This window comes from Azoarcus taiwanensis, assembly GCF_012910885.1.
Taxonomy (GTDB): Bacteria; Pseudomonadota; Gammaproteobacteria; order Burkholderiales; family Rhodocyclaceae; genus Azoarcus_F; species Azoarcus_F taiwanensis.
Genome location: NZ_WTVM01000021.1, coordinates 1 through 12,230 on the forward strand (window position 1 = coordinate 1; position 12,230 = coordinate 12,230).

Genomic DNA, 12,230 nt, shown 5'->3' on the forward strand with positions numbered 1-12,230 from the left:
GTAGTTGAAGCTGTAGGAGAGCTGGGCGTAGCCACCGACCATGTTGGTCGGCTTGACGATGACCCGGGTGACCGAGTTCAGGATGCCGCCGCGCTTGCCGGTGGTGTTGGAGCCGGGCACGTTCACGTTCTTCTCCTGAGCGTGGTACATCAGTGCCATGCCGCGGGGCACCCGTTGCGAGACCACCGCGCGGGCCACCGTGGCGCCGTTGGCGTTGATCGCCTCGACCCAGTCGTTGTCCTTGATGCCGATGGTCGCGGCCTCTTCCTCCGACATCCAGATGTACGGGCCGCCGCGGAACAGGTTGAGCATGCGCAGGTTGTCCTGGTAGCTCGAGTGGATGCCCCACTTGGAGTGCGGCGTGATCCACGACAGCGTGAGGTGCGGTTTGCGCCGCACGCTGTCCGGGATGATCTCGTGCGCCTTCAGGTCGACCGGCGGCTTGTAGGTGCACAGGCCCTCGCCGAAATCCAGGAACCACTCGTGATCCTGGTAGAAGTGCGCCCGACCGGTCAGCGTGCGGAACGGGATGTGCTCATGGATGTTGGTGTAGCCGGCGGTGTAGGACACGGTCTCCGACTCGATGCCGGACCAGGTCGGCGCGGTGATGATCTTGCGCGGCTGGGCGACGATGTCGCGGAAGGTGATCTTGTCCTCGTGGCGACCCGCATAGAGGTGATGGTGATCGATGCCGGTCTTCTTCGACAGCGCGCTCCACGACTTGTGGGCTACCTCGCCGTTGGTCTCCGGCGCCATGCGCATCACCGAGTCGCAGACATAGATGTCTTCCTCGAGCGACGGCATGCCCTTGGATACGCCCTCGACCTGCACCGGGTAGTTGCACTTCTTGAGCTCTTCGTACTCTTGCTCGGTGTTCCAGTCCAGGCCCTTCACGTTGTTGCCGAGCTTGACCATCAGCGGGCCGAGGCCGATGTACTTGTTGTAGATCTGCGCGTAGTCGCGCTCGACGAGCTTGAGCATCGGCATGGTCTTGCCGGGGATCGGTTCGCATTCGCCGTGTTTCCAGTCCTTGCCCTCGCCCATCGGCGTGGCCAGCTCCATTGGCGAGTCGTGCTGCATCGGTAGCGCGACGATGTCCTTGCGGGTGCCGAGATGTTTGGCGGCGAGGCCGGTAAAGGTCTTGGCCAGTGTCTTGAAGATCTGCCAGTCGGACTTTGACTCCCAACCCGGCGTCACCGCTTCACCCAGCGGGTGGATGAACGGATGCATGTCGGTGGTGTTGAGGTCGTTCTTCTCGTACCAGGTCGCGGTCGGCAGGATGATGTCGGAGTAGGCGCCGGTGGAGTTGAGGCGGAAGTTGATGTCCACCATCAGATCGAGCTTGCCGGTCGGGCCGTTCTCGTGCCATTTCACTTCCTTGCAGTTGTTGCCCGCGCCACCTTCCTGCATGACGCCGTTCTGCGCGCCGAGGAGATGCTTGAGGAAGTACTCGTGACCCTTGGCCGAGGTGCCGATCAGGTTCGCGCGCCACACGATCAGGTTGCGCGGCCAGTTCTCCTCGGCGTCCGGGTCGGCGAAGGCGACGTCGAGCTTGCCGGACTTGAGCTGTTCGACGACATAGTTCGACACACCGGCCTCGTCGGTCGCCCCCGCCTTTTCAGCCTCGGCGGCGAGTTCGATCGGGTTGCGGTTGAAGTGCGGCGCCGACGGCAGCCAGCCCATGCGAACCGCCTTGACGTTGTAGTCGGCCAGTGACAGACCCTTGTTGCGGTTGCGTCCGGCTGGCGACAGCAGCGCGTCGGCGTCGATGGTCTCGTAACGCCACTGGTCGGTGTGGAAGTACCAGTAAGAGGTCGAGTTCATGTGGCGCGGCGGACGCTGCCAGTCGAGCGCGAAGGCGATCGGGGCCCAGCCGGCCTGCGGACGCAGTTTCTCCTGACCCACGTAATGCGCCCAGCCGCCGCCGGTCTGGCCGACGCAGCCGCACATGTGCAGCAGGTTCATGATCGACCGGTACTGCATGTCGTTGTGGTACCAGTGGTTGATCGCGGCACCCATGATGATCATCGACCTGCCGCGCGTCTTCGAGGCGTTGTCCGCGAATTCGCGCCCGGTGCGCTCGAGATCGGCCGCCTTGACGCCGGTCTGTTTGGCAGCCCAGGCGGGGGTGTAGGCGACGCTGTCGTCGTCGTAGGACTTGGCGACGTTGTCGCCGCCCAGACCGCGGTCGATGCCGTACTGTGCGAGCAGCATGTCGAACACCGAGGTCACCAGCGCCTCTTCGCCGTTGGCAAGCCTGATGCGTCGGGCCGGTACGTTACGGTAGAGCAGTGCGGGCTCGCCCGGCACGAAATGCGGGAAGCCGACCGACACGACCTCGTCGCGACCGTCGATGCAGCTCAGTTCGGCCTCGGTCTCGGCCTGATCGGCGCCGCCCTTTTCGAGCAGGTTCCACTTGCCTTCTTCGCCCCAGCGGAAGCCGATGGAACCGTTGGGCGCGATGAAGCGGCCGCTCTTCCTGTCGAAGACGATGGTTTTCCAGTCGGGGTTGTTGCTCTCGCCGAGGTTGTTGTCGAAATCCGACGCGCGCAGGTTGCGATCGGACACATAGCCACCCTCGTGCTCGCGCAACAGAACCTGCATCGGCAGATCGGTGTACTTGCGCGCGTATTCCTGGAAGTAGGGATCCTGCTTCTCGACGTAGAATTCCTTGAGCGCGACGTGCCCCATGGCGAGGAAGGCGGCGGCGTCGGTGCCCTGCTTGACCGGCATCCACAGGTCGGCGAACTTGACGTATTCCGCGTAGTCCGGTGCCATCGAAACGATCTTCGCGCCCTTGTATCGCACCTCGGTGGCGAAGTGGGCGTCCGGCGTGCGGGTCATCGGCAGGTTGGCGCCGGTGATGATCAGGTAGGTGGAGTTGTACCAGTCGGCGGCCTCGGGCACGTCGGTCTGTTCGCCCCAGGTCTGCGGGCTCGCGGCCGGCAGATCGCAATACCAGTCGTAGAAGGAGCCACAGGCACCACCGATGAGCGACAGATAGCGGCTCCCGGCGGCGTAGGAGATCATGGACATCGCCGGAATCGGCGAGAAACCGTAGATGCGGTCCGGGCCCCACTTCTTGATGGTATAGACGTTGGCGGCGGCGATGATCTCGGTGACCTCGTCCCAGCTCGTGCGCACGAAACCGCCGAGGCCGCGCACATGAACATACTTCTCGCGCTTGGCCGGGTCCTTCTGGATGGCCTCCCAGGCTTCGACCGGATCCTTGCCATTGCGCCGTTCGGCACGATAGACCTCGAGCAGGCGACCGCGGATCATCGGATACTTGATGCGGTGCGGCGAGTACAGATACCACGAGAACGAGGCGCCGCGCTGGCAGCCGCGGGGTTCGTGGTTGGGCAGATCCTCACGAGTGCGGGGGTAGTCGGTCTGCTGCATCTCGAAGGAGACCAGCCCGTTCTTGACGAAGATCTTCCAGGAGCAGCCGCCGGTGCAGTTCACACCATGAGTGGAGCGCACCACCTTGTCGTGGCGCCAGCGGTTGCGGTAGGCGTCTTCCCAGTTGCGGTCCTCGTTGGTGACGATGCCGTGTCCGTTCGAAAAGGTGTCCTTCACCTTGTCGAAGAAACGCAGGCGGTCAAGAAAATGACTCATGGTTTGCTCCTCTCAGTTCATCGTTCGTTACGTCGGCGACGCGGCGAGCGCACGCCGGTCGGGATTCAGGGGTTCTTGATGTAGGCGTGCTTGCGGAGGTAGAACCACCAGTTCAGGATCAGGCAGACTGCATAGAACGCAGCGAAGCCATACATCGCGTACTCCGGGGTGCCCGCACGTATCTGCGCGCCGATCACCACCGGGGCGATGAAGGAGCCGTAGCCACCCACTGCCGAAGTCCAGCCCAGTACCGGTCCGCGCTGGTTCTGGTCGAAGACATAGCCCACGGTGCGAAAGGTCGAGCCGTTGCCGATTCCGGAGGCGGCGAACAGAACGATGAAGAGCGCCATGAATACGAAGAAGTATTGCTCGGGCGTGGCCGATTGATACGCCAGATGCATGACGTAGCCGGTCACCGCCGACGCCACGACGAGCACGATCGAAATCCACTGCGTGACGATCGACCCGCCAAGCTTGTCGGACATCCAGCCGCCGAGCGGACGGATCAGTGCGCCAACGAACGGACCGATCCACGCGTACATCAGCGCGGATGGCGCATTCGGATTCTTGATGTGGGTCCAGGTTTCGGTGACTGGATCAAAGATGTGCTGATCGCCGAAGATCACCGTGATCGACAATGGCAGTGCCATCGAAAAGCCGATGAAGGAGCCGAAAGTGACCACGTACAGCGCGGTCATCGACCACGTATGCTTGTTGCTGAAGATCGCAAACTGTTTGTTGAGGTTGGTCTTCATTTCGCCGGTGGCGACCGCTTTCATGGCGAACAGGGTGCCCACGATTACCAGCGGTGGTACCAGCCACATGCCGTTTCCGGACAGAATCCCAAGACCCGTCGGCGCCGGAAGATAGAGGTAGAGGCCGATCGCCGAAACGACGAGTGCGACGCCATAGAACAACAGGATGCGGCCGAAGGCGGTGGCGGTGGAGCCAATATTGGGTGACACCGTCTTGAGATTGTTGAGCCCGAACCAGCCGATCACGGCCAGCGGTACCAGCAGGGCCAGCCATACGAAGCCAGCATTCTGTACCCACGTCGGGGTGCCGGCCTCGATGCGGCCAATCAGGGTCGCGGAGTCGCGGACGAGCGGGATCGGGTCGCCGGCAATGAGTCCGAATACGCCCACGGTCATCACCGCCGGGATGAGCAGCTGCGACGTCGTGACGCCGAAATTGCCGAGACCGGCGTTCAGGCCCAGCGCCGTTCCCTGCTTGCTCTTGGGAAAGAAGGTGCTGATATTGGACATCGAGCAGGCGAAGTTGCCGCCGCCGATGCCGGAAAGCAGGGCGAGCAACTGGAATACCCACAGCGGTGTGGCGGTGCTTTGCAGTGCGAACCCGGTGCCGGCAGCCGGAATCATCAGCAAGGCGGTGGTCAGCCACACCGTATTGCGTCCACCGCAGATGCGGATGAAGAACGAAGCCGGGATGCGCAGGGTCGCGCCGGCGAGGCCCGAGATCGCGGCGATGGAGAACAACTCCTCGGGCGAGAACGGAAAGCCGGCGTTCGCCATCTGCACCGTGATGATGCCCCACATCAACCACACGGCGAAGCCGCACAGCAGGCTGGGAATCGAGATCCACAGGTTGCGATTCGCGATGCGCGAGCCCTCGCGCTTCCAGAAGGTCTCGTTCTCGGGATCCCAGTGTTCGATGTCCACGCCACTCTGCCGGGTCATGCGGGTGGCTTCGTTGGAGCTGATCATAGGTTCTGGTTCTCCGGCTAGTATCAAATTGGGTGTGGGTCAGTGCGCCGGCTCGGGCTTTGCCTCGTCCGCTTCGTCATGCAACACGTCGCGAGTGCGCACCTCGGTCCAGTACATCCAGACGAGCGAGACCCAGGTGATGCCGTAAAGCAGCATGAATGCGCTGGAGCGCACACCAGTCAGATCGAGCAGGGCGCCGAACATGATCGGTAGCAGGAAACCGCCGAGACCGCCGGCCAGGCCGACCACGCCCGAGACCGCGCCGATCTCCTTCGGGAAATCGTTGGCGATGTACTTGAAGACAGAGGCTTTGCCGAAGGCCCAGGCCACCCCGACGATGAACATCAGGAAGGTGAAGAACCAGACGTTGTGATGGATCTCGAAGCTTCTCGGACCATCCACGGTCATGACGGTGAACTCGGTGTGTGGGTAGGAGAGCAGGAACAGACAAATCCAGGACACCCACATCACCCACCAGGTCACCTTGTGCGCACCGTGTCGGTCGGAGAGCCACCCGCCGACCGCGCGCAAAACGCCTCCCGGTAGCGAGAAACAGACCGCGAGCAAAGCCGCGACTTCGATGCCCAGACCAAACTCCGCGACGTAGTATTTCGTCATCCACAGCGCGAGAGCGACGTAGCCGCCGAACACGATGGAGTAGTACTGGCAGTACTTCCAGACCCGGGGGTCGCGCAGCACCTTGAGCTGGTCCGCGAGCGTCGTTGCGGAGGAAATGCGGTGGGCGGGATCTTCGTAGGTGAAGAACCAGAATGCGATGGCAGTGATCAGCATGGCGCCGGCAAAAACCATGGGCACGAACTGCCAGCCAAAAGTCACGAGCAGGATGGGTGCAACCAGCTTGGTTACGGCCGCGCCCGAGTTTCCCGCTCCGAATACCCCCATCGCGAATCCCTGCTGGTCGCGTTCGAACCAGCGGGCGCAGTAGGCGATGCCCACCGAGAATGAGCCGCCCGCCAGGCCGACGAACAGACCCGCGAGCAGGAACTGCCAGTATTCGGTCGCGTAGGAGATCAGGAAGATCGGGGGGACGGTCGCCAGCATCAGCGCAAAGAACACGACTCGGCCGCCAAAGCGATCAGTCCAGATGCCCAGTGGCAGACGCACCAAAGAGCCGGTCAGCACGGGGGTGGCGATCAGCAGGCCGAACTGCGTTTCGTTGAGTGCGAGCAGTTCCTTGATGGGAATACCGATTACAGCGAACAACATCCAGGCGGCGAAACACATCGTGAACGCCGTGGTGCTCATGATCAGCACGGAAAGCTGCTGGGTGCGCCTGGCGACTGTCACTTTTGGTCGTCCTCGTGTCTGTCGAACACACTGCTGAAGTTGACCTGCAGCATATTGGGGCGACAAACACGTGCCAATTCGCCGGAAGCATGAGCCAGGCGCTAGTCCTCATCCTCGAGAACTAGTACTTGAGAACTATTGTGCTTCGATGAAGTGATCGCCGTTCGCAGGCGCGCGAACGGCGAGGCGACCCGCAAGCGCGAACGAACTGTCGCGTGGGCCGGATGAACGCGGCAGGACTCTTTTGAGACCGGCCGTCCGCTCAGCGCCCGGCCAGTTCCCGCAGGCGACGCGGGTCGCGCACGTGGAGCCGACGGCCATGTACGTGCAGCAATTCCGTATTGCGCATTCGACCCAATGCGCGCGACAGACTCTCCTGGCTCAGGTTGAGCAGGGACGCGATCGTTGTCTTGGTCGTGGGCAGCGTGACCTTGAACTCATGCTCGGTGTCGGTCTTGTCGCTTTCCGCGAGCTCGAAGATGTACGCCGCGATCCGTGCGTCGGCGCTGTGGTGGGAGGTTGCGCCGATGGCATCGATCAGATGCTGGATTCGTGCCGTCACGGTCACCAGCATGCGTCGGGTCAGCGCATGGTCGATCGCGATCACGTCGAGAAAGGCAGCCTGATCGACATGAATCAGGGTTGTCGCGGTGGTTGCCTCGGTCCAGGTTCGGAAAGCCAGACTACTGAATACGCCGATTTCACCGAACATCCGTCCCTTGTGGAACAGTTCGACGACCCGCTTCCGGTAGTCGGGGCCACTCACGACCAGCTTCACACAGCCGTCGACGACGAAGTAGAGTCCGGTCGGTTGGGAGCCGCGTTCGAAAACCGAGCCGCCGGCAGGGTACGTACGGACCTCGCTCGCCGCGGCAAGCCGCCTGAGTGAGTCCGCAGAAGTGTCTTCAAGCAGCGGTATGTCTTTGAGCAAGCCCAGAATGGCTTGCTCGTCCCGCTCTTCGATCTGGTACGAACTATGGGTATCGGCCTCGACATTCTCGTTGGCCGCGACTTCGCTGCTACTCATGCTGATCCCTCTGTTGCCTGCCCGGGCACTTCCAGAAGTGAATGGAGTGATTGGATGTCTATAACCCACCCGGGCGACAAAAACTTGAACCCAAGTCAATTTTGCGCATTGACGCCAGGCTTTCGTGCCTGGAAGTGCACGGGCGCCGGAGCGATCGCCCTGGGTATGCAGGCGTCGCCGACCGGATCGTGAGGGTAGCGTGAGGTGCTATTCAGCTCTCGGTAGGTGCCGAGCGGGTTTTTCCAGCGGAGCGGGAGGGGGAGGCGGACTTGTCAGCCTGCTTGGGTTTGCGTGGCTCGAACTCGAAGCCGACCTTGCCGTCCTTGCCCCGCACCAGAAAGGCGGAAAACTTGCGGCGTGTACGGGCCGACACGAAGCCCTTGAGTAGTTCGGTCTTGCCGTCGCTGAGCAGTTTCACCATCTGCTCGCGTTCGATTGGCTGCTGGAGAATGATCTTGCCCGAGCGGAAGTCGCAGCTCTTGCCTGCGCCCACGCTCTTTTCGCAGACATAGGAAAGGCCGTGCTCGAAAACACCGGCACCGCATTTCGGGCAGGCGCCCAGGCTCTCCTGGCCAGAGAAGTCCACCGCCTCGGCTTCACCCTCGCCCTCCTTGGGCTGGCCGAAATCGAATTCCGGTTGCTTGTCGTCGTTGAGGCGGATCTCGGCATTGAACAGCCGGCCCATCTTGCTGCGGAAGCCGGTGAGCGGACCCACCCGGCCGGTGCGCAGCAGCGTCTCGATCTCTTCGATCTCGAACTGACGTCCGGCGACGATCTTCCAGGCACTCCAGTCACACTTCTGGCAGGCGAACTTCTTGTAGTTCTCCTTCACGGTGCCGCCGCACTTCGGGCAGGGTGTGGCAAGCGTGACAAAATCGCCGGGCACGGTGTCGGATTCGTAGCGCTTGGCCTTCTCGACCATGTCGCTCGCCATCTTGGCGATTTCCTGCATGAACACTGGCCGCGACAATTCGCCGTGCTGCATGCGTGCGAGCTTGTGCTCCCACTCGCCGGTGAGCTCCGGCGAAGTCAGCGAATCGACACCCAGGCCCTTGAGCAGCGTAATCAGCGAGAAGGCCTTGGCCGATGGGATCAGCTCGCGACCTTCGCGATGCAGGTATTGTTCGGTGATCAGGCCTTCGATGATTTGCGCCCGGGTGGCCGGCGTGCCGAGCCCGCGATCGGCCATTGCCGCGCGCAACTCTTCATCATCCACCATCTTGCCCGCACCTTCCATGGCCGACAGCAATGTCGCTTCGTTGAAGCGGGCGGGTGGTTTCGTCTGCAGGGATTTGAGTTCGATGTCTTCGGTGCCGACGGTTTCGTTCGGTTCTACCGCCACGAGCTGGGCGCCGACGTCCTTGCCGTCCTTGTCTTCGCTGGCGGCGGCTTCCTTCCCGTAGATCGAGAGCCAGCCTGGATTGACCAGCACCTTGCCTTCGGTCTTGAAGGCTTCGCCGGCGACCCGGGTGATGCGGGTGGTGATCCGGTATTCCGCGGCCGGGTAGAACACCGCCAGAAAACGGCGGGTAACCAGATCGTAGATCTTCTGCTCCGGTTCGGAGAGGCTCTTGGGCACCGTGCCGGTGGGGATGATCGCGAAGTGATCCGAGATCTTCGCGTTGTTGAAGATGCGCTTATTCGGCTTGACCCAGCCCTGCTTGACGATCTCGTTGGCAAATGGCGCGTAACTGTCCGGCAGATCGCGGATGACATCCTTGACCGTGCCGATGTAGTCCTCGGGCAAAGCGCGGGCGTCGGTACGCGGGTAGGTCAGCACCTTGTGCCGCTCGTACAGCGCCTGCGCGATCTGCAAGGTGGCGCGTGCGGAGAAACCGAAGCGGCCGTTGGCCTCGCGCTGCAGGCTGGTCAGATCGAACAGCAGCGGCGAGAGCTGCGTGGAGGGCTTGGATTCTTCGGTGACCGTGCCGGCCTGGCCTGCGCAGCGAGCGAGAATCTCTTCGGCCTTGGCTCGTTCCCAGATACGGAATGCGGTGGCGTGCTCGTCACCGTCCTTCTTCCTGAACGATTCGTCGAACCAGCGCCCCGGATAGTTGCCAGCCTTGCAGGCGAAGTCGGCTTCGAGCTCCCAGTAGTCCCGGGGCTTGAACTTGCGAATGCGCTCCTCGCGCTCGACCACGATGGCCAGGGTGGGCGTCTGCACCCGACCCACCGTGGTGAGGTGGAAGCCGCCGGTCTTGGAGTTGAAGGCGGTCATCGCCCGGGTGCCGTTGATGCCGATCAGCCAGTCGCTCTCGGCACGGCACACCGCGGCCGAACGCAGACCCTCGACCTCCTCGGCGCTCTTGAGCTGGGCGAAGCCGTCACGAATCGCGGCAGGTGTCATCGACTGCAGCCACAAACGGCTCACCGGCTTCTTCGTCTTGGAATGTTCGACGATGAAGTTGAAGATCAGCTCGCCCTCGCGGCCCGCGTCGCACGCGTTGATGAGCCCTTCAACGTCCTTGCGCTTGATCAGCCGGGTAAGCAGCTTGAGCCGCTCGTGGCTCTTTTCGATCGGCTTGAGCGTGAAGTGAGGAGGAATCACCGGCAGATGGGCGAAAGTCCATTTGCCGCGCTTGACTTCGAACTCTTCCGGCACGGCGAGCTCGAGCAGGTGACCGACCGCGGATGAAAGCACGTAGTCGTCGGACTCGAAGTAGTCCTTCTGCTTGGTGAATCCACCGAGCGCGCGGGCGATGTCCTGTGCGACCGAAGGTTTTTCCGCGATGATCAGTTGCTTGCTCATGGCTGTGGGGTGACCTCTTGGCGCCCGTTCTGGATGCCGCTGTTGTTTCCGGCCCAAATGGTGGAGGGCCACTAGCCTGAGTGTGAAGCCGGCAGCGCGTGCCGCTGATCCTCAGAGTGGCCGTTATCGATGCTGCTGCTGCGACTCACCGCCCTGTCTGCGGCGCATGATAAAGAGCGCGCCGCGCCTCTGGCAAGCGTTGGCGGTGAGCGTTACTGCAGAACGAGGTAATCCTCGTCCTCCTCGCCGGTGAGCAGCTCGTCGAGAATCAATGTGTCGATGGCGCGATCCTGCTGCCACATGACCATCAGCACGATGACCTTGATCCGGTGCAGATTGATCCCGAAACCGTCGAGAGCCAGGGCCCGCTCGATGACCAGTTCGCGGGTGAGCGGGTCGAGCACGCCGGCGCTTTCCAGAAACGCGAGGAAGCCGCGGCAATGGACATCGAGGCGTGCAGTCTCCTCGGGCACGTAGCAGCGGACGGACTCGGCGCGCGCACCATGGGACTGGAGGCCGCGAACCCGCGCAGGCCGTCAAGCCACTCCAGTGCCTCGGAGATTTCCTCATCTTCGAAACCTGCCGCGGAGAGCTTGCGCGCAAGGTGCTCGGCTGCCGGACAGGCCTCCGCGCGGACATAGTTTTCGAAGAGGTAGACGAGAATATCGAACATATCGGACCGGGTTGTTTCAGATGCGCTGGAAGCGGCCACCCGGCATTCGGGCGATTCGGCCGGCGAGTTCCAGTGGGGTCAGGATGGCGTAGAGCGCATCCACCGTCAAGCCGGAACGTGTCGCGAGTGTGTCGATGTCCACGGGATCGAAGCCAATTTGAACCAGTACGGCGGCGGTCTGCGGGTCGTCATCGGCAAGTTCTGACAGTGTGGTTTGACCGGCAGCCCGGGGCGCATCCTGTTGTCGATTGCGGGACCAGCGCAACTCGTCGAGAACGTCGGCTGCGGTCTCGACCAGCTTCGCGCCGTCGCGGATGAGGCGGTGACATCCGCGTGCAGTCGGCGAGTGGATCGAACCGGGAATGGCGAACACTTCACGACCGCCCTCCGCCGCCAGCCTGGCGGTGATCAGTGAGCCGCTGTTGAGCGCCGCTTCGACGACGAGTACCCCGGCGCTCAATCCAGCGATCAGGCGGTTGCGTCGCGGGAAGTTGTGCGGCAGCGGAGGCGTGCCCAGTGGGTACTCGCTGACGATTGCACCGTGCTCGGCGATCGCATGGGCCAGCTTGCGATGGCGCGCCGGGTAGACCCGGTCGGCGCCGGTGCCGGTCACTGCGATGGTCAGCCCCGGTTTCGCTGCCAGCGCACCTTGGTGAGCGGCGGCGTCGATGCCCAAGGCAAGGCCGCTGACGATTGTAAGTCCCGCTTCGGCGAGGGCGCGTGAGAATGCCTGTGCGGTCTCCTCGCCCTGGCGGGTGGCCGAGCGCGCACCCACGATGGCGAGTGCGGGGGTGGCCAGGACCGAAGGATTTCCGGTCACATAGAGCAGGACAGGTGGGTCGGCGATCTCGAGCAGAGACTTTGGGTAAGCCGGGTCGGCGAGGGTGACGATGTGATTGCCCGGGGTTTCGAGCCAGGTGAGGGTGTGGTCCAGCCGTTGGTCGTCGAGCGGGGTGTCGAGTAACAGCGCAGCTTCGCGTCCGACGACTCCGGCTACGGCGCTGTGTCCGGCTGCGAATACGCGCTCCGGCAGACCGAACGCGGCCAGCAGCGCGCGTTGTGTCGTCGGACCGAGCCCAGGTGTGCTGGTCAGGCGCAGCCAGTCGGCGAGATCATGCATGGAAACGGTGG

6 protein-coding genes and 1 pseudogene are annotated in these 12,230 nt (G+C 62.8%); all 7 read right to left on the bottom strand.

Annotated features, from left to right (window positions below; all coding sequences use genetic code 11):
• Positions 1-3,618, bottom strand: a 3,618-nt coding sequence (locus GPA21_RS05220) for a nitrate reductase subunit alpha (protein ID WP_168987159.1), incomplete at its 3' end; no start/stop codon positions are given.
• Between the two features lie 65 nt (positions 3,619-3,683).
• The gene (locus tag GPA21_RS05225; protein ID WP_211163427.1) at positions 3,684-5,342 is read right to left on the bottom strand and encodes an MFS transporter; all 1,659 of its coding nucleotides are present in this window, start codon (positions 5,340-5,342) and stop codon (positions 3,684-3,686) included.
• A 39-nt stretch (positions 5,343-5,381) separates the two neighbouring features.
• Positions 5,382-6,650 (bottom strand): MFS transporter, encoded by a 1,269-nt coding sequence (locus GPA21_RS05230; protein WP_339379827.1) that lies wholly within the window; start codon positions 6,648-6,650, stop codon positions 5,382-5,384.
• Between the two features lie 262 nt (positions 6,651-6,912).
• On the bottom strand, positions 6,913-7,677 hold the full coding sequence (locus tag GPA21_RS05235) for a Crp/Fnr family transcriptional regulator (protein ID WP_168987160.1): 765 nt from the start codon (positions 7,675-7,677) through the stop codon (positions 6,913-6,915).
• Between the two features lie 211 nt (positions 7,678-7,888).
• The gene (locus GPA21_RS05240; protein ID WP_168987161.1) at positions 7,889-10,426 is read right to left on the bottom strand and encodes a DNA topoisomerase III; all 2,538 of its coding nucleotides are present in this window, start codon (positions 10,424-10,426) and stop codon (positions 7,889-7,891) included.
• Positions 10,427-10,638: 212 nt separating this feature from the next.
• A pseudogene (locus GPA21_RS05245) lies at positions 10,639-11,099 on the bottom strand (Smg family protein).
• 16 nt (positions 11,100-11,115) lie between these two features.
• The gene (gene dprA, locus GPA21_RS05250; protein ID WP_168987162.1) at positions 11,116-12,219 is read right to left on the bottom strand and encodes a DNA-processing protein DprA; all 1,104 of its coding nucleotides are present in this window, start codon (positions 12,217-12,219) and stop codon (positions 11,116-11,118) included.
• Positions 12,220-12,230: the final 11 nt, after the last annotated feature.

Coding starts and splice junctions, on each gene's coding strand:
- dprA (WP_168987162.1), bottom strand. CDS start 12,219: ATGCATGATCTCGCCGACTGGCTGCGCCTGACCAGCACACCTGGGCTC.
- GPA21_RS05225 (WP_211163427.1), bottom strand. CDS start 5,342: ATGATCAGCTCCAACGAAGCCACCCGCATGACCCGGCAGAGTGGCGTG.
- GPA21_RS05235 (WP_168987160.1), bottom strand. CDS start 7,677: ATGAGTAGCAGCGAAGTCGCGGCCAACGAGAATGTCGAGGCCGATACC.
- GPA21_RS05240 (WP_168987161.1), bottom strand. CDS start 10,426: ATGAGCAAGCAACTGATCATCGCGGAAAAACCTTCGGTCGCACAGGAC.